Raw genomic sequence first — 23,831 nt, 5'->3', positions numbered from 1 at the left:
CTTCCGACTCGGCTACTCTGCCGCGGCGTGCGCCGGGGTCATGGTGATGGCACGGGCGGGGCACACTCCCGCCGCCGACACGACGAGGTCGTGCGCTTCCTGCCCGGTGACCGTCCCCGTGCTCTGCGCGCGGATCCCGTCGAGCCGGAAGTGATCCGGGGCGATCGCCAGGCACAGGCCCGCTCCGATGCATCTGCCCGACACGCTGACCTGCCACTCGTTCTCGCTCATCGGCGACCTGGCTCAGGACGCGGCTCGGGCGGGTTGCTGGGGAGCCGGCCACACCACGCCGACGCTCTTGATGCCGTCCATGACGTCCATGTCCGGGTGCTCCTTCGCCACGTTGCGGAGTGTCGGGCTGCCGACGATCGCCGGCTTGAAGGATCGCAGATAGGCGTCGACCTCCTCAACGAGCTCCGGCGCGAGTCCGAACTCCTCGTAGGCGTTGTCGATGATCACGAAGAGCGCATCCCAGTACTCCTCGGTGATGCCCATGCCGCGATGGATGGTCGCCATGTCCGGTCCGTGATACTTGTCCGGACCGCCCCAGTGCTCGGACATCCAGTCGACGAATCCGTTGATCTCCCGCTGCACGCTGTACTCCGTCGCGTGGTTCCAGATGTGGCCGATCGTATCGTCCAGCATCGCGCGCTTCACGACGACGGACGCGAATGTCTGAAGTGCTTCCCTGCCCCCGAGTCGATCGTAAAGGCTCGCCTGTTCGGTCATGTCTACTCCAACCATCGGTTCTCCCCGCCGCCTCGTTGCGGCCGGGTTGCGGAACGGTGTGCGGCGCTGCACCTCGTTCGGGATCACTGTAGATCCGGAGGGCCCGGCGGCAGGTGTGCAGAATCGCTATTCCGCGGAGCAAGAATGTGCAAAGGCGACACTCCTGATCCGGAGTTTCGGGGCGGGATCCCGGCGGTGGATGGTATGTCTCGAGGGCATGACCGGGCGGGGGCATGGCCCGATAGTCGAGAGCGTAGCAGGACCGGGTGGAAAGGCGAATCCGGGACTCCTGCGGCCACGGAGGGCGGGCAGTCAGTGGGCGAACCCGGCGGTGCATCGGGGCCAGGGATGCGCATCGGTCGAGTTGACGGAGGGAGTGATCCCGTATAGCTTTTCTGATAACGATTATCACTAACCTATGAGTTCCTCCTCTCAGGCGGAGCCGAGCCCTCCAGGAAGCCGAGGCCTTCGATGAGTTCTCCATCCATCTATCGCGCGCCCGAGCGGAGCCGCGGACTCGGGCGGTCCGCCGCCTGGTTCACCGCACTCGCGGTGATGCTCTCCGGGCTGCTGGTGCCCGCCGGCGCGGCGGTCGCGGCGCCCGGCGCCGCCCCCGCGCCCACCGACTACCGCGTGCTCGATCGCGTGCACACCGACGCCGTCTCGACCTTCATCGACGAGGGGGAACTCGCGCTCGCGACCAAGGCCGATGTGCCCGAGGGCGCCGGCACCAGGCTGGATCCCGCGTCGGTGCTGTTCCACGTCAGCGACGCCGCGCGCAAGACCGTGCCGGCCGGCAACGACTTCATCGCGCCGGTCGGCAGCGACGTGTGGATCGCCCCGCAGTCGAGCCCGAGCGGCCCGGACGGCTACACCCGGCTCTGGCCGGGCTTCTCGACCGATTCGGTCCCCGCGGGCGGAGTCGACGGGGATCGGACGAGCTTCCGTCTGGTCTCGGTAGAGCGGCCCGCCGGCGGCGAGTTCGAGCTCTACCTCGGCGGGGACGACGGTGCGGAGCGTCTCTGGTCCACCCAGGACGCCGGTCTCGATGCCTTCGAGATCGGCCGGGCCCATCAGCACGCCAACTGGGCCTTCACGGAACCCGGGCTCTACCGGCTGACCGTCGAGGCGTCGGCGAAGATCGGCGGCGCCACCGTCTCGGACACCGCCGTGTACTCCTTCTGGGCCGGGGCGCTGCCGGAGGAGACCGCGACCGAGACCGCCCTGGAAGTCGTGGGAGCCGGCACCGTGGAGGCGGGCACCCCCGTCGAGCTGAGCGCGACCGTCGCGCCGGCGTCGGCCGAGGGCTACGTCGAGTTCCGCAACGGCTCGACCGTGCTCGGGCACGAAGCGGTCGTCGACGGCGCCGCGGCGCTGACCGTCGACACCCTGCCCATCGGATCGCACGGGATCACGGCGCGCTTCGTGCCGAGGATCGCGAACTTCACGACGGACTCCGCCTCCGAACCGGTGACGATCACCGTGACTGAGGTCGGCGGCGTGCCGTTCCGGATCGAGGGCGTGGAGAGCGGCTACCGGGTCGGCGATACGCTGAGCGCGCAGGTCATCGGGTACACCCTCGGCGAAGGCCAGCGGTTCCGCTGGATCGGGCGCCAGACCGGCGCCGGGGAACTCCCGGGGTACAACCTGCAGCTCGGCATGAGCGCCGCGTACAGCGCGCAGGTCCAGGCTCTCGACGACGCCACGGAGATCTCGGTGCAGGTGATCGAGGGGACCGCGAACACCGTCGTGGCGCAGACGCCGTGGATTCCCCTCGCGGTCGAACCCGTGGATGGTGCGCGTCTCACGCTCGAGCGGACCGACGGCTTCGGGTCTGATATCCATCTGGGTGACGAACTGGGCTTCGCGGTGGGGGGCCGGGAGCTCGCCGAGGGCGAATCGTTCGAATACTACGTCCGGTCCGGCTCGACGACGTATCCCGCGGATTACCGCTACGGCACGCCGCCCAGGCCGCTGATCGGCCTGCATGCCGAGACGGAGCCCGGCGTCACGACCTTCGCCCCGGTCAACTCTGCGGCGATGTTCTACTACGCCCAGCTCGTGCGCGACGGCGCGGTCATCGCCCGGAGCACGGCCATCCTGATCCAGGCCAAGACGCCCGAGTTGCAGATACAGGGACTGAGCCCCCTCTATCGAGAGGGCGGCACGCTGCACGCGAGCGCGACCGTCCACCCCGGGCTCGTGGGCGACGATTGGACCTGGGGATGGTCGTTCCGCGCCGGCTCGGGTCAGCCCTGGCAGACCTGGAGCTCCGGCGAGAGTTCCCCCGAACTCACCAGGGCAGGCCTGAGCAAAGCCGAGCACGACGGCGGAACGCTGAGACTCCAGGCCTTCAAACAGGGCGTGTCGGTGTTCGGCACCACCGCGAGGCTCGCGGTGACCGACGACGTCGATTCGCAGGTCGTCATGCTGAGCCTCCTCGCCGGTCACTATCATCAGGGCGAGAGCGTGAACCTGACGGCCACGGTGGATCCGGCGCCCCTGCCCGACGACGAACTGGTCTGGGAGTGGTTGTGGCCCGGAGCCGAGGAGTGGACGCCGATTCCCGGCGCGGAGGGCGCCGCGTTCTCGGTGGTCGCCGAGCAGGCGCTGCACGGCGTGCAGCTGCGCGTGCGCCTCGTGCCAGGTGACGAGACGGCCCCGCCGATCGCAGCCGAGCCCCGCACGATCGGGATCGACGATCACGGCGCGGCGGCGCGTCAGCAGCCCGCGATCGCGGGCGAGACGTCGAAGGTCGTAGGCGAGACCGTCGCGCTCGCCCGGGAGCTCCCGTCGAACGGGGCGACCGTGCTCACCGCGCACCGGTGGGAGAAGCGGGCCTCCGGCTCCGACGAATGGTCCGCGATCGCGGGCGAGACCGGTCCGGAGCTGTCGTTCGCCGCAGCGATCGCCGACGACGGGGCGCAGTACCGGGTCTCGATCCTGAAACCGACCGGCGAGATCGCCTACGGTCCGTCACCGGCCGTGACCCTTGCCGTCGAGCCGCCGGCCCCGTTGCCGACGAGTTTCCAGACCTTCACCGCCTCGCCAGCGTCGCCCCGCTTCGGCGGCACCATCACGCTGACCGCGGTGGTCAACCCGCGCGGAGGCACCGCCGCAGCGCCGCTCGGCGTGGGCGGCGTGGTCGAGTTCTATCGCGGCAGCGGCGAGGACGCCGAGAAGATCGGGCAGAGCGCGGTGACGAGCCGCACGCTGAGCCGGGCCACCCTTACCACGACCGCGTCCTCTCTCGGGGAGGCCGTGTTCACGGCGCGGTATCTGCCGCCCGCCGAGTCCGGCTACGGCCCGTCCGACTCGGAACCGCGCACGGTCGATGTCGCTCCGGCGAGCACCAACGTGGTCGTGGCGTCGAGCCTCGGGGAGGCCGCGCTCGGGCAGGAGCTCACCGTCGCGGCGGCGGTCGCGCCCGCCGGAGCCGAGGGCCGGCTGAAGATCTTCAGCGGGGAGGAGCCGATCGCCGAGGGCGACGCCGTGAACGGGCGCTTCCACGCGAACGTCGACGACCTGCCGCTGGGCGAACACCTCCTGCGCGCGGAGTTCGTCTCCGCATCGCCGAACTACGCGGACTCGGCGTCGCTGCCGACGATCAGCGTGCCGGTCGAGATCGTCGCGGGGGCTCCCCGCGGATCCTGGCAGCGCACCGTGGTCGACCACGAGCACGTGGACGCGATCAGCGTGCGGCTCGACGAGGGAGCGCTTCGCCTCGGCACGCGGATCGACCTCGACGGGACCTCCAAGACGCCGCTCGTCAAGTACGGCAACAACCGCGAGCAGCTCGATCCCGCGGAGACCGTGCTGCATGTGCCAGATATCGTCAGCACCAGCATCTTCGGCGCGAAGGGCGGCAGGCAGGCGGTGCCCGACAACCCGCAGCTCGCCTTCCTGGGCAGCCCGGGCGACACCGTCTGGATCGCGCCCTCCGCGAGCGATGCGACGCCGTTCCTCTACGCGGGGCTCGAGACCGAGTCGATCCCGAGCGGAGCGCTCAAGGACAACCGCATCGACGTGCACCTGGTCGACGTGGAGGCGCCCGAGGGCGGCCGGGTCGAGATCTTCGACGGATTGCTGACGGCGAACTCGTCGCCGTGGCGGATGTTCAGCAGCGCCGAGCGCGAGCAGTACGGGAGCACGCCGTTCGGCACGGGCACCCACAACCACTTCACCTGGGCCTTCACGGCGACGGGCACGTACAAGCTGCACGTGAAGGCCACCGCCGAACTCGCCGATGGCACCGCGGTGGAGTCCCCCGTGGTGGTCTACACCTGGGTGATCGGGGATCTCGCCTCGGCTCCCGGGCTGGGCGTCTCCGAGTCGGCCGGTGCCGTGGGGTCCACCGCGCTCGCCGCCACGGTGGATCCCGCCGCCGCGGGGTACGTGGAATTCCGCGACGGCGACGCGCAGGTGATCGGATACGCGCCCGTAGACGAGGGGAGCGCTCGGCTGGAGACCGAGCTCGCGGAGGGGGCGCACGCCGTCAGCGCGCGCTTCCTGCCCGCGGCGCTCGACCGGCACGCCGGGGTGTCGACGGAGACGACGACCGTGACGGTGGATCCTGCTCCCGAGCCCGAGCCCGAGCCCGAGCCCGAGCCCGAGCCCGAGCCCGAGCCCGAGCCCGAGCCCGAGCCCGAGACTCGACCGCTGACCACCACGATCGTCGCGGGCTCGGCGAAGCAGGTGTACGGCAGGTCGGCGAAGCTCGAGGTGGCCGTGTCCACCGGAGCCGAGACGCGGGCGACCGGGCGGGTGACCGCGCGGGTCGGCTCGCGGAGCGTGTCGGCCGCGCTCAAGAACGGGAGGGCCACCCTCGTGCTGCCGAAGACGGCGCTGCGGCCGGGCGCACGATCGGTGCGGGTGAGCTACCCGGGTGTCGCCGATGCGTTCCGTCCGTCCGTCAAGACGGTGCGTGTGAACGTGGCGAAGGCGCGTGCAAAGGTCTCGGTGAAGCCGTGGAAGGCCACGAAGCGCGGGGTGAAGCGCGGGAAGACCGCGGTGTTCTCCGTGCGGGTGGCCGCTCACGGCGTGAAACCGGGCGGCGCGGCGACGGTGCGGTTCGCCGGCGCGTCGAAGACCGTGCGGCTGAAGAACGGGAAGGCGACGGTGCGGCTCACGACGCGCACCGGGGCCGTGCCCGGCAAGAAGAGCGTGCGGGTGACGTATCGCGGTGACGCCCGCGTGGCCGGAGCGACGGCGAGACGGCTGGTCGGCTGACCCGCGGTCACTCCAGCAGCGCGGAGAGCTCGAGCCAGCGCTCCTCGAGCGCGGCGACCTCGTCCTCGAGCGCGGTGATCGTCGCCATCTCCGCGTTCAGCAGGGCGTAGTCGCTCTGGTCGAACGCGGCGAGGCCGTCGCGATCCGTCGCGATCTTCTGCTGCAGCTTCTCCATCCGCCGCTCGACCGAGGCGAGCTCCTTCTCGGCGGCGCGGCGCTCGGCGCCCGACAGCGTGGATGCGCCGTGCCCGTCGACGGGCGGGGGTACCGCGCCGCCCCCGTCGACAGGCTCAGGGAGCGGCGCGGTCCCCGTTCCCTGAGCTGGTCGAAGGGCACGGCCTCCCCCGATCGTCTCGCCGGCCCGCAGCCTCAGGTACTCGTCGACGCCGCCGGGCAGGTGGCGCAGGCGGCCGGCCCCGTCGCTCCCCGGCAGGATCGCGTACTGCTGATCCGTGACGCGCTCCAGGAAGTACCGGTCGTGCGACACGACGATGAGGGTGCCGGGCCACGAGTCGAGCAGATCCTCCATCGCGGCGAGCATGTCGGTGTCGAGGTCGTTCGTCGGCTCGTCGAGCACGAGGAAGTTCGGCTCGGAGAGCAGCACGAGCAGCAGCTGCAGGCGCCGCTTCTGCCCGCCCGAGAGCTCGCCCACGCGGGCCGAGAGGTGCTCGCGGGCGAAGCCCAGGCGCTCGAGCAACTGGGCCGGGGTCAGCTCCTTGCCGTCGGTCACATAGCTCGTCTTGGTGCGCGCCAGGACCTCCCGCACGCGCTCGTGGGCGATCTCCTCGAGCTCCGAGAACTGCTGGTCGAGGATCGCGAGCTTCACGGTCTTGCCCCGCTTCACCCGCCCCGCGGTCGGCGCGAGGACCCCCGAGATCAGGGCGAGCAGCGTCGACTTGCCGGCCCCGTTCGCGCCCATGACCGCGGTGCGCTCGCCCGGAGCGATCCGCCACTCGATGTCGCGCAGCACCTCGCGGCGAGCGGCGCCCTCGCCGAAGGCGACGCCGGCGTCGACCAGGTCGATCACCTCCTTGCCGAGGCGCGCGGTCGCCATGCGCGAGAGCTCGACGGGGTTGCGCGCCGGCGGCACGTCGGCGATGAGCGCGTTGGCCGCGTCGATGCGGAACTTCGGCTTCGAGGTGCGCGCCGGGGCTCCGCGGCGCAGCCACGCCAGTTCCTTGCGTGCGAGGTTCTGCCGCTTCTGCTCGATCGCGGCGGCCTGGCGGTCCCGTTCCACCCGCTGCAGGATGTACGCCGCGTAGCCGCCCTCGAAGGGCTCCACGACCCGGTCGTGCACCTCCCAGGTGATGCCCGCGACCTCGTCGAGGAACCAGCGGTCGTGCGTGACCATCAGCAGCCCGCCCGCGTTCCTCGGCCATCGGGAGCGCAGATGCTGGGCGAGCCAGGCGATGCCCTCCACGTCGAGGTGGTTGGTGGGCTCATCCAGGGCGATGATGTCCCATTCGCCCACGAGGAGGGTCGCCAGAGCGACCCGACGCCGCTGACCGCCTGAGAGGGTGCCGATCGGGGCGTCCCAGGGGAGATCGGAGACGAGCCCGGCGATCACATCGCGCACCTTCGGATCGCCCGCCCACTCGTGCTCGGGGCGGGTGCCGACGATGGCGTGCCCCACGGTCTCATCGTCGTTCAGCGTGTCGGCCTGGTCGAGCACGCCCAGGCGCACGCCGCCCCGGCGGGTCACCCGACCGGAGTCCGGCTCGATGCGGCCGGAGAGCATGCCGAGGAGGCTGGACTTGCCGTCGCCGTTGCGGCCCACGATCCCGATCCGATCGCCCTCGTTCACGCCGAGGGTCACGGAGTCGAAGACCACTTTGGTCGGGTATTCGAGATGCAGGGCTTCGGCCCCGAGAAGATGTGCCATATCGTCCTCCAGGATACGCGCGTCCGCTGCGCGCTCGCCGCCGCGCAGCCCACCTGTCGCCCCGGCGCGTCGATGCGGGTTCGTCCCGCCAATATTTATGGGGGTATACTCTCGAAATAGGAGTCCCGCAGGGCGGCGCCGCGACGCCGCCAGATCCTCGATCGGCGCCGTGCGGTCGACGCCCCGATGCGGGCGACCGCTCACCAGCCGAAGCACCGACCTGCAGGGAGAGACATGACCAGGCCCGACGAGGCTCCGCAGGAGGCGCTGCCGAACACCAAGCCACAGATCCCGCTGCTGCTCGGGATCGTGTTCCTCGCCTATCTGGGGCAGATGACCCTGAACCCGATCATCGCGCCGCTGTCGCGCGAGGTGGGCCTCGCCGAATGGCAGATCGGCGTGACCATCAGCGTGGCGGCCGTCATGGTCGTGATCTCCAGCCAGTTCTGGGGACGCCGATCGCAGTCCTGGGGACGCAAGCCGGTGCTCGTGGCGGCTCTCGCCCTCGCCACCGCGGCGATGGCGCTCTTCGCCGGGGTCGCCGCGGCGGGCATGTCGGGGCTGCTCACCGGAGCCGCGCTGTTCGCGCTGTTCGTGCTGCTGCGCGGCTTCGGCTTCGGGACGGCGATCGCCGCGATCCCGCCGACCGCCCAGGCCTACATCGCCGACGTCACCCCCGACGAGCCGACGCGGGTGAAGGGCATGGCGGGCATCGGCGCGGTGCAGGGGGTCGCCATGGTGGCCGGCGCCGTCGTCGGCGGCGCGCTCGCCGGGCTCGGGCTGATCGTCCCGATCGTGGTGGTTCCGCTGCTCCTCGCGGTCGGGGTGACGCTCGTCGCGTTCCGGCTGCGTCGGGAGCCGCGGCAGGAGCTCGTCGCCGATCCGCCCCGCATCAGCCCGCGGGATCCGCGGGTCTGGCCCTTCCTGCTCGCGGGCTTCGGCATGTTCACCGCGCTCGGCTTCGTCCAGGTCATCACCGGCTTCATCGTGCAGGACCGGCTCGCGCTGGGTGCCGAGCAGACGGGCCTCGTCACCGGCGGCGCGCTGCTGGCCGCGGGCATCGGCATGGTGGTGGCGCAGGGGGTGATCGTGCCCCGCAGCGGCTGGTCGCCGGCGACGCTGCTGCGCGTCGGATCATCCGTCGCGCTCCTCGGCTTCGCGTTGCTGGCGCCGGATGGCGGAGCGTGGCTGCTGGTCGTCTCGATCCTGCTCATCGGCCTCGGCCTCGGCATCGCGATGCCGGGCTACACTGCGGGTCCGACGCTGCTCATGCGCCGCGAGGAGCAGGGCGGCCTCGCCGGGCTCGTGGGGGCCACGAACGGGCTCACCTTCGTCGTCGCTCCCACCGCGAGCACGGCGCTCTACGGGCTGTGGCCGCCGCTGCCCATCATCGTCGGCGGCGCGATCATGGCCGCCGTGGCGGTCTTCGTGCTGCTGCACCCGCGCTTCCGCGCCGTCGCGCGGCCGCAGGCGGAGCGCGGTGACGCCGCCTTCGACGGTACAGTGGAGAGCGATGAAGGATCGACCCCGGCGGACGAGCGGTGATCCGCCCCGGCGGGGCCGCCCGCCGAGCCTGACCCCCGAGGCCATCGCCGTCGCCGTGCTCGAGGTGGGGTTCCCGCGGCTCACCTTCGCCGCCGTGCGCGAGCGCCTCGGCGTGGGCGAGACCACCCTGTACCGCCACGCGCCCGATCGCGACGAGCTGGTGCGCCTCGGGCTCGACCACGCGATGGCGCAGATCGACTGGCCGAGCCTCGACGGGCCCTGGCGCCGGGTGATGACCGACTACGCCATCACGGCGTGGCACGCCTGGGAGGCCTACCCGGGCTCCGCGACCGAGGCAGCTCGGGGCATCGTGCCGCGCGGCATGATGCTCCTGATGGACGACCTGTGCGCCATGCTCATGCGGCAGGGCTTCAGCGCGACGAACGCGGTGCTCGCCTGCGACGTGGTCTTCGACCTCGTCACCGACAACCGGCGCGGCGTCGAGCACTTCGACGCCATCGTGCCGGGGGCCGGGCCGGGCCGGGCGCACCTGCACCGCCTGTGGGAGGTCGAGTCGGCGCCCGACGCCCCGGGCGAGGGGGCGAGCCCGGCCGAGCGCGACCTCATCCACGGTGCGATCCATGCGGCGATCACCGCCGCGCCGATCGACTGGTTCACGGGCAAGCTCGGCGTCGTGCTCGACGGTGTCGAGCGTGCCCTCGCCCCGCGGTAGGCCCCGGCAGGTCTGTGGTCCCGAAGTGCCCCTTGGTCGAGTGGGAAAGGGCGCTTCGCGCCCACTCGCGTGCCGGAGCCGGTGCCCGCTCGATCAGTGCTCGTCGTAGTGATCCTCGTGCTCGGCGTGCTTGTGCCCGTCGTGCAGATAGTCGACATGGTCCTCGTGCGCCACGGCCTCATGGCCGCAGCCCTCGGCGTGACGGTGCTCCGCGACGGTGTGCTCGGCCCGGGTCTCGGTGGTGCTCATGATGTCTCCTCGGTGTGGTGCGATGTCGGATGGTGCGATTCGTGCGGATGCTCCGAGCCGCGGGGTTCGAGCACGTGGGCGAGCGCGTCGGCGATCACGTGATCGACGTGCAGGTCGGCCAGGTGGTACACGACCGTCTTGCCGTGTCGAACATCCGTGGCCAGCCCGGCCTGGCGCAGGGTGCGCAGGTGCTGCGAGACGAGCGGCTGCGACATGCCGCTTGCCTCGGACAGCGCGCTCACGGCGCGCGGCTCTCGGCTGATCAGCCGCAGGAGCCCCAGTCTCGACTCGTTGCCGAGCACCTTGAACAGTTGCGCCGCCTCGGCGAGTCCGGGTTCTGCATCCACGGGATCCACTCAATCACATAAATAAGTAAATTGCAATATGTTTATGAATCCGAGGGCGGCGCGCGGAAGCTCCTCCGCGCGGATCCGCCGGAGGCCCGGTTCAGCTCGCGGTGGCCCCGGCTCGCGCCCGGGCGCGTTCGGCCCGAGCCGAGAGCGCCCGGAAGAGACTCCCTCCGGCCGCGACGATCGCCGCGCCCACCAGGATCGGGACCAGGAGATAGGCCCAGCTCTCCTGCGCGAGCATGATCGCGATCGGCGTGCCGCCTGCGGGCGGATGCGTGACGCGGAGCGCCGCCATCGCCCCGAGCGCCGCACCGACGGCGAGAGCGAGGCTCCACCATTCGGTGGGCAGCGCATAGCGGGCGAGGAGCCCGCAGACCGCAGCGACGAGGTGGCCGCCGACCACGTTGATCGGCTGGGCGAGAGGCGCGGCGGGAGTGGTGAACACGAGGACGCACGACGAGCCGAAGGCGGCGACGAGGATCGGGAAGCCCGTCGAATCGCTCAGCAGTCCGAGCACCGCGATCGTGAGCGCGCCGGCCAGCGCCGCGGCGGCGATCCGCGACCGGCTCAACGGCGGCTGGGTTCGGGCGAGGAGGCGGGAGAGGGGGGACATGGGCAACCTGCTGACGTGCGTCGCGTTTCAGCCCCTTCGACAGGCTCAGGGACCGAAACGCTCTGTGGCGGGGGAGGCGCCGGTCGCTGAGCCTGTCGAAGCGTCCGGACATCGGAAGAGGAATCTCTCGGGAGCGGGCGAGGCCGGACACGATCAGGCCGGTCTGGAAACGGCGTCGATCGCCGTGGAGAGCGGAGGAGCCGGGTCGTCGGCGATCCGCACGAGGGCCAGCGGGGTGCGCACCTCGGGGTCGACGAGCGGGAGCACGCGGAGCCCCGGGTCGAGGCGACCCCCGAGCGAGCTCTCCGGCACCACGGCGGTCCAGGATCCCTCCGAGACCAGCGCGAGCAGCGCCTCGACCGAGTCCGTCTCGACTCTGGGGGCGAGATCGAGGCCGTGGGCGTGCATCTCCTGGTCGAAGACCTGACGCGCGCGCATCCCGGGTGAGAGCAGGCAGAGCGGGGCACGGGCGAGCATCTCGCCCGTGACCTCGTCGACATCGGCGTCGAAGGCGTCCGCTCCGCAGACGACGACCGCGCGGACCGATGCGAGGGGCACGGTGTGCAGATCCGGTCCGTCGGCGGCGGACGGATGGATGATCCCGGCATCCAGCTCGTAGCTGCGGAGCCGGGCGACGATCTCCTCGGAAGTCAGACCGGAGGCGATCGAGCAGGAGACCAGCGGGTTCGCGTCGCTCAGGCGGGTGACGATCCGCGACACGGCCGCGATGCCCGACGGGATCACCCCGAAGCGGGCTCGCGTCGCGAGGCGCTCCCGGGCGACGGCGATCTCATCGGACAGCGCGCGATGATCCGCGACGATCCGACGCGCCCAGACGAGCACCAGCTCGCCCTCCCCGGTGAGCCCCTCGAAGCTGCGGCCCCGATGCACGAGCGGCACGCCGAGCTCCGCCTCCAGCTTGCGCACGGCCTCGGAGAGCGTCGACGGCGACACGAAGGAGGCCGCCGCGGCACGGCCGAAGTGCTGCTCGCGGGCGAGCGCCAGGAAGTACTCCAACTGGGTGAGCAGCATCCCGGTTCCCCTCTCGAGCCTCGACCGCCTCGGGAGGGGCGGTGCCCGCCCCTCCCGAGGACCGCCGCGCCTACTTCTTCGCGTACGAGTGCGCGCCCGTCCCAGCGTACGCGCCTCCGTCCACGATGAGGTACTCCGAGCGGATCTCGCGCCCCTCGAAGTAGGCCTCCAGGATCTCGCGGGTGCCCGCGGCGTACTTCGCCTGCGACGGCAGGGAAGTGCCCGAGGTGTGGGTCGTCATCGCGTTGTTCGGCATCGTCCGCCACGGGTGGTCGGCCGGGGCCGGCTGGGGGAACCACACGTCACCGGCATAGCCGGCGAGCTGCCCGCTCTCGAGCGCCCGCACGATGGCGTCGCGATCCGCGATGGCTCCGCGGGCCGGATTGACGATGTAGGCGCCGCGGCGGAAGGTCGCCAGCAGTTCGTCGTTCAGCAGACCGTGGGTCTCGTCGGTGAGGGGCGCGTGCACCGTCAGCACGTCGATGCTGCGCACGAGATCCTGGATCGACTCGTGGAAGGTGAGGCCGTACTGCTCCTCGACCTCGGCCGGAAGGCGGTGGCGGTCGGTGTAGCCGAGCTTCACGCCGAAGGGGGCGAGTCGCTCGATCACGGCGCGACCGATGCGGCCCGCAGCGAAGACGCCCACGTCGAGGCCCTCCAGGTCGTAGGAGCGCTGCACCGCGTCGGCGATGTTCCAGCCGCCCTCGCGGACGATGTCGTGCTGGCGCACGAAGTCGCGCACGAGTGCGAGCACCTGCATGACGGTGTGCTCCGCCACGGCGATGCTGTTGCTGTAGGTGACCTCGGCGACCGTGATCCCGCGCTCGATGGCGGTCTTCAGGTCGACGTGGTCGCTGCCGATGCCCGCGGTGATCGCGATCTTCAGGTTCTTCGCCTTGGCGATCCGCTCGGGGGTGAGGTAGCCGGGCCAGAACGGCTGCGAGATGATGACCTCGGCGTCGACGAGCTCCCGCTCGAAGACGGAGTCCTCGCCGTCCTTGTCGCTCGTCACGACCAGTTCGTGGCCGTTCTCCTCGAGGTACTTCCGCAGGCCGAGCTCGCCGGAGACCGAGCCGAGCAGTTCGCCCGGGGTGAAGTCGATGGCGCGGGGCGAGGGGAGCGTCTGCCCGTTCGGGTACGCGGTCAGTTCCGGGATCGTGTCCCGTGCGTACGTCGGCGGGAATCCGTCGACCGGGTCCGGGTAGAGGACCACCAGTACCTTCGCCATGCGCATCACTCCATCACTGCATCTGACTGCGTCTGCATCTGTTCCGACGCGAACCGTTCGCGTTCCTGCTCACGGTAGGTGCTCCGATCCGCCGCGTCCATCAGGCAGCTCCGCACGGTCGTTCGGCGCTACCGGCCGAACCGGGGTCCCGCGCGGTTGCGCGCCGTGGACCGTTCGATAGCCTGGGGATGATGCGGCGCGGTGGCCGCCATCCCTGCCGCCGTCGCAGAGAGCCGTGCATCGTGAAAGGAATCCCATGGTCTACAGAGTTCAGGGCGTCGTGGTCCGCGAGCAGGGCGCTCCGGCGACGATCGAGACGGTGCTGGTCCCCGATCCCGGCCCGGGAGAGGCCGTGGTCGACGTCATCACCAGCGGGGTCTGCCACACGGATCTGCACTACCAGCAGGGCGGCATCAACGACGAGTTCCCGTTCCTGCTCGGTCACGAGGCCACCGGACGGGTCGCCGCGGTGGGCGAGGGCGTCACCGAGGTCGCCGTGGGGGATCGGGTGATCCTCAACTGGCGCGCCGTGTGCGGGCAGTGCCGCGCCTGCGCGAAGGGCGCCCCGCAGTACTGCTTCGCCACGCACAACGCCCGGCAGAAGATGACGCTCGAGGACGGCACCGAGCTCGCGCCCGCGCTCGGCATCGGGGCGTTCATCGAGAAGACCCTCGTCGCGGCCGGCCAGTGCACCAAGATCGACGAGGAGTCGGACGCTGCGGCGGTCGGGCTGCTCGGCTGCGGCGTGATGGCGGGCATCGGCGCCGCGATCAACACCGGCGGTGTGCAGCGCGGCGAGTCCGTCGCGGTGATCGGCTGCGGCGGCGTGGGCACGGCGGCGATCGCGGGCGCGCAGCTCGCCGGGGCGACCACGATCATCGCGGTCGACATCGACGGGGCCAAGCTGGAGCAGGCGAAGCGCTTCGGCGCGACCCACGCCGTCAACTCGCGCGAGACCGACGCGGTCGAGGCGATCCGGGAGCTGACCGGGGGCTTCGGCGCCGACGTCGTGATCGACGCGGTCGGCCGCCCGGAGACCTACGAGCAGGCGTTCTACGCGCGCGACCTCGCCGGGCGCGTCGTGCTCGTCGGCGTGCCGACGCCGGAGATGCAGCTGCGCCTGCCGCTGCTCGACGTCTTCGGCCGCGGCGGATCGCTGAAGTCCTCCTGGTACGGCGACTGCCTGCCGAGCCGCGACTTCCAGATGCTCATCGACCAGTACAAACTGGGGCGTCTCGACCTGGAGGGCTTCGTCACGGAGCGGATCGGCCTCGGCGACGTCGAGGCCGCCTTCGGCAAGATGGGCGACGGCACCGTGCTGCGATCGGTGGTGGTGCTGTGATGTCTGAGGCAGAGAGCAAAGAGAGCGGCCTCGTGCGCATCGAACGACTCGTCACGAGCGGCACCTTCTCGCTCGACGGCGGCACCTGGGACGTCGACAACAACGTCTGGATCGTCGGGGACGACGCCGAGGCGATCGTGATCGATCCTGCGCACGACGCGCAGGCGGTCGCGGACGCGGTGGGCGATCGCCGGACGGTCGCGATCCTGCTGACCCACGGCCACGACGACCACATCCGCGCAGCCCGGGAGAGCGCGGAGCTGCTGCGCGCGCCGCTGCACCTGCACCCCGAGGACCGGATCCTCTGGGATGCGGTGTACGAGGATGCGCCGGATGCGGAGATCGCCGACGGCGACGTGTTCGAGGTCGCCGGGGTGTCGCTCACCGCGCTGCACACGCCCGGGCATTCCCCCGGCTCGACGAGCTTCTCGCTCCCCGCGCTCGGCGCGGTGTTCACCGGGGACACCCTGTTCCAGGGCGGACCGGGCGCGACCGGGCGCTCCTACAGCGACTTCCCGACGATCGTCGAGTCGATCCGCGAGCGCCTGCTCGCGCTGCCCGAGGAGACGGTCGTGCACACCGGGCACGGCGACACGACGACGATCGGCGACGAGAAGCCGCACCTCCAGGAGTGGATCGACCGCGGGCACTGAACCGTTCGGCGGGCGCTTCTGCCTGTTTCGTGGGCGGATTTTCGCTCCGGGGGTACCTTCCGGCTCAGGGGGTACGTTCTTGCGGGGCAACACGGTACCCCCTGAGTCATAACGTGCTTCCGCACGCGCAAGCCCCGCGCAAGCCGCACGCGCAGCCGCGCCTGTGGACCTCCTACAATGCACGGAGGCCTCCGGTCGGCGTCCGGCATACTCGTGATGACGCGGCGATGGGCCGCGGTCGCGACGAGGGGAGCCGCAGATGAGCCAGCATGTCGGCCTGGGGACCGAGGAGCCGGAGTACGAGCTCTGGGAGCCGCTCGATCCGGATGTCGCCGGGGTCTTCCGCGGCATCTCGGACGAGGATCGCGCCTACCGGGATCGTGCCCGGGCCTTCGTGCAGGACGAGGTGCGTCCCGTCATCGCCGGCATCTGGGACCGTGCCGAGTATCCGCTGCATCTCGCGAAGCGTCTCGGCGATCTCGATCTGCTGCGCGACGGCATCGACGTGCCGGGGTTTCCCGAGCAGAGCCTCTTCGCCGCGAGCCTCGCGACCATGGAGCTCGCCCGCGGTGACGGCTCGGTCGCCACGATCGTGGGGGTGCAGGGCGGTCTGGCGCTGCGCTCCATCGCCCTCTGCGGTTCGGAGGCGCAGAAGGAGCGCTGGCTCGCGCCGCTCGCCCGCGGCGAGGAGCTCGGCGCCTTCGCGCTGACCGAGCCGACCCACGGCTCCGACTCGGTGAGCCTCGAGACCCGCGCCGTGCGCGACGGCGACGACTACGTCATCACCGGTCACAAGAAGTGGATCGGATCCGGCAGCGTGGGCCGGATCGCCGTCGTCTGGGCGCGCGGAGACGACGGTCAGGTGCAGGGCTTCCTGGTGCCGCAGGACGCGCCCGGCTACCGGGCGGCCACGATCGAGGGGAAGGTCTCGCTTCGCGCCATCTGGCAGGCGCGGATCGAGTTCGACCGCGTCCGGGTGCCCGAGGAGGCGAAACTGCCCGGAGCCCGCAGCTTCGCCGACACCGCTCGTGTGCTGCAGGCGACCCGGCTCGGAGTGGCCTGGGCGGCGCTCGGCCAGGCCACCGCGGCGTACGAGACCGCCGTGCACTACGCGAGGCAGCGGATCCAGTTCGGCCGCCCGCTCGCCGCCTCCCAGATCGTGCAGAGCCGCCTGGCCGAGATGCTCAGTCAGCTGACCGCGCTGCAGACCCTGATCGTCCAGCTCACCCGCGCCGAGGAGCGCGGCGAGCTCTCGGGCCCGGGCGCTTCGCTCGGCAAGTACACGGCCACGCGGACCTCGCGCGACATCGCCCGCAATGCGCGCGATCTGCTGGGCGGCAACGGGATCCTGCTGGAGCACCGCGTCGCCCGGCACTTCGCCGACCTGGAGTCCCTGCACACCTACGAGGGCACCGAGACCGTGCAGGCGCTCATCATCGGCCGCGACATCACGGGGCTCTCGGCCTTCGCGTAAGGTGTGCTCCACGCGGGGCCCGGTGCCCGGGCCCGGGTCCCGGTGCCCCGCCTCGCGACGATGTCGCACGAATGGCTGTCCACGGAGCGCGGGAGCGACCGTTCGTGCGACATCGTGAGGCGCGGGGCGGCCCTCGGGCAGCGGGTACAGTGGGGGCATGGCTGATGAGGGCGCACCGCAATTCGATCCGGTCGAGGCGAGCATCGAGCAGACGCTGGAGGCGCTCGACGCCGGGCTGATCACCGCCGTCGAGCTCGCCGAGTGGTGCCTGCGCCGCATCGACGACCTCGACCGCCACGGGCCGAGGCTGAACGCCGTCCCGGTCATCAACCCGGGCCTCCTGGAGGAAGCGGCCGAGAGCGACCGCCGCCGCGCGGCCGGCACCGCCCGTCCGCTCGAGGGCGTGCCGTTCACGGTCAAGGACTCCTACATGGTCTCGGGGCTCACGGTCGCGGCGGGGTCTCCCGCGTTCGCCGACCTCGTCGCCCAGTGGGACGCGTTCTCGGTCGCGAAGCTGCGCGAGGCCGGGGCCGTGCTGATCGGCAAGACGAACATGCCGCCGATGGCCGACGGCGGGATGCAGCGAGGCGTCTACGGGCGCGCGGAGAGCCCCTACAACCCCGACTACCTCGCGGCCGCCTACGCCTCGGGCTCGTCGAACGGCTCCGGCGTCGCGACCGCGGCGAGCCTCGCCGTGTTCGGGATGGGGGAGGAGACCGTGTCGAGCGGCCGCAGCCCCGCCTCGAACAACGGCCTCTGCGCCTACACGCCGAGCTGGGGGATCCTCAGCATCCGCGGCAACTGGCCGCTGTTCCCCGCGCGCGATGTGGTGGTCCCGCACGCGCGGTCCATGCCCGATCTCCTGCGCCTGCTCGACGTGCTCGTGCAGGACGACCCGGTCACGCGCGGCGACTTCTGGCGCCACCAGCGGGTGATCGAGCTGCCGAGGCCCGGCGAGCACCGGCCCGCGTCTTATCCCGCGCTGCGCGATCCGGCCGCGCTGCGCGGGAAGCGCTTCGCCGCGCCGCGCATGTATCTCGGGGAGGATCCGCGCTTCCCGATCGCGGTGCGCCCCTCCGTCCTCGAGCTCTGGCGCGCGGCGCGGGCGCGCCTCGAGGTGCTCGGCGCCGAGGTCGTGGAGACAGATTTCCCGCTCATCGAGCAGTACGAGGGGGATCGGCCCGGGCAGGAGAACGTCGCGGCGCTGGGCGAACTGCCCGAGGGGTGGATGGACACCGAGTTCACCCACTTCCTCGCCTTCGGCTGGGACGACTTCCTGAAGGCCAACGGTGATCCGCGCCTGCCGCGACTCGCCGAGGTCGACCCCGATCTCATCTTCCCGGTGCCGTCCGGCACGCTGCCCGATCGTTACGAGGAGATCGAGGACTACCCCAACCGGTACCGCGCGACCGTGGCGATGGCGCGCGACGGGATCCCGGATCCGCGTGAGCGGGCCGACTTCGCGGACGGCCTGCGCGCGCTCGTCCGGCTCCGCGAGCGACTCTTCGAGGAGTGGCTCGCCGAGCAGGGGTTCGATGGCGCGGTGTTCCCGGCGAACGCCGACGCGGGGCGCGAGGACGCGGAGCGGGATCCGGTCTCGGCGGACCACGCCTGGTCGAACGGCGTCTTCTTCTCGAACGGCAACTACGCCCTGCGGCACCTGGGCATCCCCACGGTCACGGTCGCGATGGGGGTCATGGCGGATATCGGCATGCCGGTCGGTCTCACGTTCGCCGGCCGGGCCTACGATGATCCCGCGCTCCTGGCCTACGGCGCGGCCTTCGAAGCGGGCGGCCCGGCGCTTCGGCAGGCTCCGCTGCTCGACTGAGGCTCGGACTCCCGGCTTCGCCGCGCCGCGCCGCGCGAAGATCTGATCTTGTTTAAGGGAGGCTGCCCTAGATAAGATCATTCATCGTGCCCATTCACGGGTGCGACGGAGACGGCGAGACCCGAGGAGAACGATGCGACGAGGCGAGCAGCGAACGGCGACCGGAGCGGGCCGCAGGCTCCGCACCCCCCTGCTGGCGCTTCTCGCCGCGGCACTGCTGCTCGGGGGCATCGTGGTCGTGCCCGAGCCCGCCGAGGCTGCGCCGCGTCAGAGCGTCTCCGTGGACGCGACGGTCGGCAACGATCGTCTGGTCACCGTGCGGGTGACCTGCGGAGCCAAGAGCTGCCGGGGCAAGGTGACGCTGCGGCTCTCGACCGGAGCGAAGAAGACGCTGAGCTATCGCGCCGCGAAGCGGGCGACGAAGACGCTGAACTGGAAGCTCTCCGTCTCGAGCTACCGGAAGTTCGTGAGCCGCGGCTCCGCCAAACTCACCGTCTCCGGCAAGGCGGTGAAGCCGCGCAAGACGTCGTTCACCAGGACGGCGACCGTCAAGCCGGCGAAGGCCCAGCTCTCGCTCCGGCAGCAGAGCGCCACAATCGGCGAGGATCGCACGGTGCCGCTGGCGATGCGTTGCGGCGCGTCGGCGGGGTGCACCGCGAGAGTCGAGTTGCGCTCGTCCGGATCCGCGATCGCGAGCGCCGCGGTGAAGACGGCGAAGCGGGGCGACGTCACGGTGCGGCTCACCGTTCCGGCCGCCCAGGTCCCACGGCTCGGCGATCGCGCCGTGCACCAGCTGGTGATCGTCGAATCCAGGCCCGACGCCGTGCGCCAGGTCGCGGCGCTCACGTTGACGAAGGCGACGCCGGAGCCCGAGCCGGTGCCGGAGCGCACCGCCTCCGTCGCCTATGCGCAGCGCAACTGGACGCCGACCTCCTACGACACCTGCCCCGCGTCGCTGCACGAGCAGTACCGCACCGTCGGCCCGGACGGCAAGTACTATCCGACCTGGCATCCGGCGCAGGTGACCGACCCGGCGACCGGCGAGCTGTGCACCTTCGGCCATGAGCACGGCGCCGACCCGACCGAGTCGGACATCTACCAGTGGGTCGCCGACTTCTTCTCACCGTCGGACCTGGTCGAGGGCGAGCCGCAGGGGCTTCCCTTCGGCTACGCGAGCGAGGAGCTCGACAACCATATCGCCGCCGGCCACTCCCACCTGTCGATGCGGCACGAGGACAACGGCGGGCACAAGGTGTTCCTGCGCAACGACGTGGCCCTCGTGGGCGACGGTCACCGGAACGTGACCTTCGAGAACGCGGACGGCGAGCGGGAGAGGGTCGTCTGCGACTTCCTCATCAAGGCGCATCAGGGGAGCTGGTCGCCCGACGCCACCGCCAACAACGCGCACGAGCTCATCTACGCCGTCCGCTGCAACGACGGCACCGAGCTGATCAGCACGACCCTCTCCCGCTACGGCGATCCGAACGAGTTCAACCGCTCGTGCGCGAGCGGCACCGTCGTGCAGACCAGGTTCAGCCAGCTTCCCCCCGCGACCACCGCCGGCGGCGGCCGCCTCATCCCGGACCGCGGCTGCGCCCAGGCGGCGGTGACCGCGGGCTCCGACATCTGGTCGATCTACGAGGTGTGGATGAGCGCCAACGAGCTGACCACCGCCGACGGCGCCGTCGTCGCCGCCTTCGACCCCTGGTTCGGGATCCGCAACCCCAGCCGCTACTACGACTCCCGCACCAGCACCGAGACGAGCAACGGCATCGGCCGCCCCGTCGACCTGCTCTGGGAGGAGGGCACCGCCGCTCGCGCCGCGAGCGTCTATCCGTGGAGCACGGTGGCCGGGCTCGAACGATTCGACTACCGGGATCCCCGCTCTCCCTTCGACGGCGCCCAGCGCGACTTCTATCTCGGCCAGAACCGGGTCACCGGTCTTCCCGGAAGCCCGGGCTTCTACACCGATCCCTACGGCGGCGGGGCCCGTGCGGAGGCGTCGCAGGGCGCTATCAGGCAGTGGGCCGTGGCCGGCGCGGTCAGCGCCGACCTCAGCCTCGAGCGGCTGCAGTTCGACTTGAACGCGGACTGGGGCAAGAACAACGGCGTCCACGCGCCGAACTGACCCCCGCGCGTGCGATCCGGCGCCCGAGCGGCGCCGCGGCGCGGCGCGACGGACTTGCAGGAATGAACGAACGGAGAACCCTCTTGAGAGTATGTCAACGCCCCATCGCGGCCGCCTCGGCTGCCGCGCTGCTCCTGAGCGGCGTCGCGCTGGCCGCGGCCGCGCCGGCCGCCGCCGACCCGCAGCCGACCGAGCACGGCACGACGCTGACGCTGACCGGGGATCCCGGCGCGGCGACCAGCTCGGCCGTGAGCACCGCGTCCTGCGACGTGAACGGCGACGGCCTCGAGGATGCCGTGTTCGGCGCGTGGTGGTGGTCGAAGGGCGCCTTCAGCCGCATCGGCGCCGCCTACGTGGCGCTCGGCACCGAGGAGGCCGTGGGCGGTTCGCTCGCCGACCCCGCCGACGTCAACGCCGTCCGCATCGACGGCCCCAGCCGCGGCAACGCATTCATCGGCTTCACGGTGTCGTGCGCCGGCGATGTGAACAACGACGGCTTCGACGACATTCTCATCGGGGACTACCTCGCCACCAGCGCCTACGTCGTGTTCGGTGCCGAGAAGTTCGAGCCGGTCTCCCTGGACCACCTCGGATCCAGCGGCTTCACGGTCAAGGGGCCGGAGGGCGACACCCGTTTCGGCTACTCCGTGAAGGGCGTCGGCGACGTCACGGGCGACGGCCTCGACGACTTCGCGGTCGGCAGCTCGTCGGGCAACAAGGTCTACGTGATCCCGGGCAAGCGGGACATCGACAACATCGACCTGAGCGTCACGCCCGAGGCGGTCGTGCTGACCAGCACCGGCAGCGTCGTGTCGAACGTCGGCGATGTCAACGGCGACCGGATCGACGACCTGCTCTTCGGCGCCTACACGGCGACGCCGTGGGGCTCCTCCGCTGCCGCCGCCGGTTCGGCTCACGTGATCTGGGGCGGTCAGACCGGCGAGATCGCGGTGTCGGATCTGAGCGGCAAGGGCTTCGCCGTGTACGGGCCGACCCGCGCCCGCGACCGCCTCGGCGTCTCCGTCGCCGCGGCGGGCGATGTGAACGGCGACGGCAAGGCCGACCTGCTGCTCGGGGCCGACGGCGTGACCAACCCCGCCACGGGCCCCCGCAACGGCGGTGCCGCGATCGTCTACGGATCCGATTCCGACGCGACCGTCTACACGAATCCGACGGCCGAGGTCGCGGTCTACACCTGCGACGCCGAGGGCGTCGCCACGACGGGAGACTGCGTGGGCACGGCCGCCCCGCGCGGCTACTGGATCAACGGCGCCGTCGCCTCGGACGCCGCGGGATACTCCGTCGCCGGCATCGGCGACGTGAACGGCGACCGGGTGCCGGACGCGCTGATCGGGGCCTACGGCTACGATCCGATCGATCCGGAGACGGGTGCCACGATGACCACCGGCGGCGCCGCCTACGTGGTCTACGGCGATCCGCAGCGCACCGGCGCGATCGAGCTCGGCTCGCTCACCGCGGCGCAGGGGTTCCGTATCGACGGCGGCGTCGCGGGCGACCGCTTCGGCCGCGCGGTCGGCAGCCTCAGCGATTTCGACGGCAACGGCGTGGACGATCTGCTGATCGGGGCGGACTTCGCGCAGAGCCAGGCCGGACAGGCCAGCATCGTGCTGCTCGGCGATCTGAAGACCGAGACCTCGGTCACGGTCTCGGAGGGTGCTCGAGCCGGCGGCCCGCTCACCCTCTCGGCGACGGTGAAGCAGCTCGTCGACGGCGGGAAGCCCGCCGCCGGGGGCACGGTCGCGTTCAGCGATCAGGGCGAGCCGATCGACGGCTGCGAGGCCGTCACGGTCTCGGGCGGCGCCGCGGTCTGCGAGATCGCCGAGCAGCCGTCCGCCGGCGAGCGCGAGTTCGTCGCGACCTTCGCTCCCGGGACGCAGAAGCTGCAGAGCTCGACCGGGTCCGTTGCGACCGCCGTGGCGAAGCAGAGCTCGTCGGTCGTTCTCGGCGGCGACACGGCGGGCGTCGTCGGAGACGAGATCGAGTTCACCGCGGCGGTGCCCGCCGCGGCCACCGGCGAGGTCGTCTTCCTCGCGGGCGAGCGGGAGCTCGGTTCCGCCGAGATCGTCGACGGCGTCGCGACCTTCTCCTACGAGCCGACCGCCGCGAGCAGCTACCGTCTCACCGCGAGCTACGCGGGCGACGATCGCTTCGATGCCGGCGCGTCGAAGGCCGAGCGCGTGACCGTCAGCCCCGCTCCGGTCTTCCTCTCGGCCGTGTCGCTCAGCGCATTGAAGGCCGTCTACGGCGTGCGCGCGTCGGCCACGGTGTCGGTGGACGGCGCCAGCAGCGGAACGGTGCTGTTCACGGCCGGAGGCCGCGACCTCGGCACCGCGTCGGTGAACGCGGACGGCGTGGCGACCCGGACCCTGCCGGTGCTGCCGGTCGGGACCTATCGCGTCTCCGCCCAGTTCCTCGGAGATGACGCGCACGCCGAGTCCGCGAAGCGCTACGCCGCAGGGCAGCTCACGGTCACGAAGGCCTCGGTGTCGTCGGCCAGGGTCACGGCCAAGACGGCGAAGCGCGGTGCCCGTCCGACGGTCACGGTGCGTCTCGGCAAGCTCCAGAGCGGCAGCTACCCGACCGGGAAGGTGCGCGTGAGCTTCGGATCCGCGACGAAGACGGTCTCGCTGAAGGCCTCGGCCAAGGGCGTCGTCAGGGTGAAGGCGCCGAAGGCGCTGAAGTCGAGCACGCGCGTCACCGCGAAGTATCTCGGCAGCGCGAACGTCACGGCGACCTCCGCCAAGACGACGCAGAAGATCCGGAGGTAGCCGCCCGCTGCACGCCGAACCGGGGCCGAAGCCTCCCGCGCCGCATGCGCGCATGCGGGAGACTTCGGCCCCGGAATCGTCTGAGGC

At 71.3% G+C, this 23,831-nt stretch carries 17 protein-coding genes; 9 read left to right on the top strand and 8 right to left on the bottom strand.

The annotated features are described in order from the left end of the window. Positions 1-12: 12 nt before the first annotated feature. Together J4H92_RS13655 and J4H92_RS13650 are read right to left on the bottom strand one after the other, a co-directional pair. Entirely contained in the window at positions 13-231 is a 219-nt protein-coding gene (locus J4H92_RS13655; RefSeq protein ID WP_208098743.1) for a ferredoxin, read from the bottom strand. A gap of 12 nt (positions 232-243) precedes the next feature. Further along, a complete protein-coding gene (locus tag J4H92_RS13650) occupies positions 244-729 on the bottom strand; it encodes a group I truncated hemoglobin (protein ID WP_208098742.1) in 486 nt (161 codons plus the stop codon). Between the two features lie 471 nt (positions 730-1,200). Here J4H92_RS13650 and J4H92_RS13645 point away from each other — a divergent pair, with 471 nt between their 5' ends. Then, positions 1,201-5,958 (top strand): choice-of-anchor M domain-containing protein, encoded by a 4,758-nt coding sequence (locus J4H92_RS13645; RefSeq protein ID WP_208098741.1) that lies wholly within the window; start codon positions 1,201-1,203, stop codon positions 5,956-5,958. Between the two features lie 7 nt (positions 5,959-5,965). On the opposite strand, the gene J4H92_RS13640 is transcribed toward J4H92_RS13645, so the two are convergent. After that, entirely contained in the window at positions 5,966-7,840 is a 1,875-nt protein-coding gene (locus J4H92_RS13640) for an ABC-F family ATP-binding cassette domain-containing protein (protein ID WP_208098740.1), read from the bottom strand. A 234-nt stretch (positions 7,841-8,074) separates the two neighbouring features. Between J4H92_RS13640 and J4H92_RS13635 the strand changes: the two genes are divergently transcribed. Further along, the gene (locus J4H92_RS13635) at positions 8,075-9,385 is read left to right on the top strand and encodes an MFS transporter (RefSeq protein WP_208098739.1); all 1,311 of its coding nucleotides are present in this window, start codon (positions 8,075-8,077) and stop codon (positions 9,383-9,385) included. Then, entirely contained in the window at positions 9,354-10,058 is a 705-nt protein-coding gene (locus J4H92_RS13630; RefSeq protein ID WP_208098738.1) for a TetR family transcriptional regulator, read from the top strand. Before J4H92_RS13635 ends, J4H92_RS13630 begins: the two co-directional genes overlap by 32 nt. Positions 10,059-10,151: 93 nt before the next feature. On the opposite strand, the gene J4H92_RS13625 is transcribed toward J4H92_RS13630, so the two are convergent. The 5 genes from J4H92_RS13625 to J4H92_RS13605 form a co-directional block, all read right to left on the bottom strand. Beyond that, the gene (locus J4H92_RS13625; RefSeq protein WP_208098827.1) at positions 10,152-10,310 is read right to left on the bottom strand and encodes a zinc transporter permease; all 159 of its coding nucleotides are present in this window, start codon (positions 10,308-10,310) and stop codon (positions 10,152-10,154) included. Beyond that, entirely contained in the window at positions 10,304-10,654 is a 351-nt protein-coding gene (locus J4H92_RS13620; RefSeq protein ID WP_208098737.1) for a metalloregulator ArsR/SmtB family transcription factor, read from the bottom strand. Before J4H92_RS13620 ends, J4H92_RS13625 begins: the two co-directional genes overlap by 7 nt. A 100-nt stretch (positions 10,655-10,754) precedes the next feature. Next, positions 10,755-11,270, bottom strand: coding sequence for an HPP family protein (locus J4H92_RS13615; RefSeq protein ID WP_208098736.1), 516 nt, complete (start codon positions 11,268-11,270; stop codon positions 10,755-10,757). A 153-nt stretch (positions 11,271-11,423) separates the two neighbouring features. Continuing rightward, positions 11,424-12,302 carry a LysR family transcriptional regulator gene (locus J4H92_RS13610; protein ID WP_208098735.1) on the bottom strand — a complete coding sequence of 293 codons (879 nt, stop codon included), beginning with the start codon at positions 12,300-12,302 and terminating at the stop codon, positions 11,424-11,426. Between the two features lie 70 nt (positions 12,303-12,372). Further along, positions 12,373-13,530: an NAD-dependent formate dehydrogenase gene (locus J4H92_RS13605; RefSeq protein ID WP_208098734.1), complete on the bottom strand. Its 1,158-nt coding sequence runs from the start codon at positions 13,528-13,530 to the stop codon at positions 12,373-12,375. 256 nt (positions 13,531-13,786) lie between these two features. On the opposite strand from J4H92_RS13605, the gene J4H92_RS13600 reads away from it, so the two are divergent. From J4H92_RS13600 to J4H92_RS13575, 6 genes are all read left to right on the top strand, one after another. Continuing rightward, positions 13,787-14,872, top strand: a complete 1,086-nt coding sequence (locus J4H92_RS13600; RefSeq protein ID WP_208098733.1) for an S-(hydroxymethyl)mycothiol dehydrogenase — start codon at positions 13,787-13,789, stop codon at positions 14,870-14,872. Next, positions 14,872-15,525, top strand: coding sequence for an MBL fold metallo-hydrolase (locus J4H92_RS13595; RefSeq protein ID WP_208098732.1), 654 nt, complete (start codon positions 14,872-14,874; stop codon positions 15,523-15,525). Before J4H92_RS13600 ends, J4H92_RS13595 begins: the two co-directional genes overlap by 1 nt. Before the next feature lie 259 nt (positions 15,526-15,784). Further along, the gene (locus J4H92_RS13590) at positions 15,785-16,999 is read left to right on the top strand and encodes an acyl-CoA dehydrogenase family protein (RefSeq protein ID WP_208098731.1); all 1,215 of its coding nucleotides are present in this window, start codon (positions 15,785-15,787) and stop codon (positions 16,997-16,999) included. A 157-nt stretch (positions 17,000-17,156) separates the two neighbouring features. Beyond that, complete coding sequence (locus tag J4H92_RS13585) at positions 17,157-18,827, top strand: amidase (protein ID WP_208098730.1); 1,671 nt, start codon at positions 17,157-17,159, stop codon at positions 18,825-18,827. 133 nt (positions 18,828-18,960) lie between these two features. Then, complete coding sequence (locus tag J4H92_RS13580) at positions 18,961-20,955, top strand: hypothetical protein (protein WP_208098729.1); 1,995 nt, start codon at positions 18,961-18,963, stop codon at positions 20,953-20,955. 62 nt (positions 20,956-21,017) lie between these two features. Next, positions 21,018-23,744 (top strand): Ig-like domain repeat protein, encoded by a 2,727-nt coding sequence (locus J4H92_RS13575; protein ID WP_208098728.1) that lies wholly within the window; start codon positions 21,018-21,020, stop codon positions 23,742-23,744. The last annotated feature ends 87 nt before the right edge of the window (positions 23,745-23,831 follow it).

Source organism: Leucobacter weissii, from assembly GCF_017565745.1.
In the GTDB taxonomy this organism is placed as follows: domain Bacteria; phylum Actinomycetota; class Actinomycetes; order Actinomycetales; family Microbacteriaceae; genus Leucobacter; species Leucobacter weissii.
This window is presented reverse-complemented; position numbering and strand designations above follow the sequence as displayed.

Bases quoted from the DNA above. Each gene is read 5' to 3' on its own strand.
- J4H92_RS13600 (WP_208098733.1), top strand. From the start codon at position 13,787: ATGGTCTACAGAGTTCAGGGCGTCGTGGTCCGCGAGCAGGGCGCTCCG.
- J4H92_RS13585 (WP_208098730.1), top strand. From the start codon at position 17,157: ATGGCTGATGAGGGCGCACCGCAATTCGATCCGGTCGAGGCGAGCATC.
- J4H92_RS13580 (WP_208098729.1), top strand. From the start codon at position 18,961: ATGCGACGAGGCGAGCAGCGAACGGCGACCGGAGCGGGCCGCAGGCTC.
- J4H92_RS13650 (WP_208098742.1), bottom strand. From the start codon at position 729: ATGACCGAACAGGCGAGCCTTTACGATCGACTCGGGGGCAGGGAAGCA.
- J4H92_RS13615 (WP_208098736.1), bottom strand. From the start codon at position 11,270: ATGTCCCCCCTCTCCCGCCTCCTCGCCCGAACCCAGCCGCCGTTGAGC.
- J4H92_RS13605 (WP_208098734.1), bottom strand. From the start codon at position 13,530: ATGGCGAAGGTACTGGTGGTCCTCTACCCGGACCCGGTCGACGGATTC.
- J4H92_RS13595 (WP_208098732.1), top strand. From the start codon at position 14,872: ATGTCTGAGGCAGAGAGCAAAGAGAGCGGCCTCGTGCGCATCGAACGA.
- J4H92_RS13645 (WP_208098741.1), top strand. From the start codon at position 1,201: ATGAGTTCTCCATCCATCTATCGCGCGCCCGAGCGGAGCCGCGGACTC.
- J4H92_RS13575 (WP_208098728.1), top strand. From the start codon at position 21,018: ATGAACGAACGGAGAACCCTCTTGAGAGTATGTCAACGCCCCATCGCG.
- J4H92_RS13630 (WP_208098738.1), top strand. From the start codon at position 9,354: ATGAAGGATCGACCCCGGCGGACGAGCGGTGATCCGCCCCGGCGGGGC.
- J4H92_RS13655 (WP_208098743.1), bottom strand. From the start codon at position 231: ATGAGCGAGAACGAGTGGCAGGTCAGCGTGTCGGGCAGATGCATCGGA.
- J4H92_RS13590 (WP_208098731.1), top strand. From the start codon at position 15,785: ATGAGCCAGCATGTCGGCCTGGGGACCGAGGAGCCGGAGTACGAGCTC.
- J4H92_RS13635 (WP_208098739.1), top strand. From the start codon at position 8,075: ATGACCAGGCCCGACGAGGCTCCGCAGGAGGCGCTGCCGAACACCAAG.
- J4H92_RS13610 (WP_208098735.1), bottom strand. From the start codon at position 12,302: ATGCTGCTCACCCAGTTGGAGTACTTCCTGGCGCTCGCCCGCGAGCAG.
- J4H92_RS13640 (WP_208098740.1), bottom strand. From the start codon at position 7,840: ATGGCACATCTTCTCGGGGCCGAAGCCCTGCATCTCGAATACCCGACC.